Here is a 1,121-nt window from a genome sequence, read left to right on the forward strand (position 1 = left end):
GTGTGTCGGGTAGGACCCTGACCTCTCGGCGCAGAGTCCCCCCTCAGAACCGGGCGTGCGACTTTCACCGCACCCGGCTCAAGCAGGCCCAAATGGCTACGCAATTTCCTGCATCTCCTTGTAGTCGGAAGCATGGTGCTTCCTATGGCAATCGGAGTGAATGAGCACGAGGTTGTTGGCCTGATCCGATCCGCCGCGCGAGCGGTAGGTCAGATGGTGCTTGTGCAGTCGCCGGAAATTCGCATCGAACCAGTCCGCCCATTCGCGTACCGATTCGGGCTCATATCCGGCCCCGGCGATGAGATCCGTGCCGCACAGCGGGCACAGACCCTTCTGTTGGGCTGCCATTCCCACGACCTTCCGGCCGTGGGCCTCTGGATGCTTGCGCTTATTGCGCCGCTCGGCCCAGTAGTTCACCAAAGACGGATCATCCGGAGATGCCGCCCCTTTCACCACGGTGTGGCGAACGATGTGTGTCCAGCTGAGCTTCACCAGGTATGCACCGGTCTCCTTGTCACCGAAGACCCAGTTGTCTCTGCGATGCGGGTGGAAGGCTCCGAAGTAGTTGTTCCGCATCCACGCGGTCGACTTTTTCGGATGCCTTCGCTTGACCCACCTGAACATCCTTTTGTACATCCAGTGATCGAGGTCTCCGAAGACCTTGCTCGCTGCTGCACCGCGGTAGTAGGTGGACCACCCCTTGATCAAGGGATTGAGGCGGCGTATGACATCTGCCGTCTTGGCCGTGGCCATCTCCTTGGAGATCGCCGTAACCCTCTCCTTGAATCGCTTCACCGCTTCTCTGCTCGGTTTGGTCAGCAGCTTCCCCTCGAACCGGCGGACGTGGAAGCCGAGGAAGTCGAAGCCTTCGTCGATGTGGACCACGCGGGTCTTCTCATCGTTGAAAGCCAGCCCTCTCGGTTCCAGCCATTCGGTGAGCCTCTGCTTTACCGTGTATGCCTGTTCTTCCGTGGCGCACATCACCACGAAGTCGTCGGCGTACCGAACAAAGGTCGGGGTCACTTGGGCCGACTTCTGCCAAATCGGCTGTCGGTCTATGTCCCCTGCGGCGTTCCCCATGCCGTGCAGCGTGATGTTCAGCAGCAACGGACTGATGAGTC

General features: G+C 59.9%; 1 protein-coding gene. It reads right to left on the reverse strand.

Translation table 11 applies throughout. The features are described 5' to 3' along the window. Positions 1-96: 96 nt before the first annotated feature. On the reverse strand, positions 97-1,121 hold a 1,025-nt coding region (locus E1288_RS46450; RefSeq protein ID WP_132495735.1), incomplete at its 5' end, for a group II intron reverse transcriptase.

The sequence above is a fragment of the Saccharopolyspora elongata genome (assembly GCF_004348985.1).
Lineage (GTDB): Bacteria > Actinomycetota > Actinomycetes > Mycobacteriales > Pseudonocardiaceae > Saccharopolyspora > Saccharopolyspora elongata.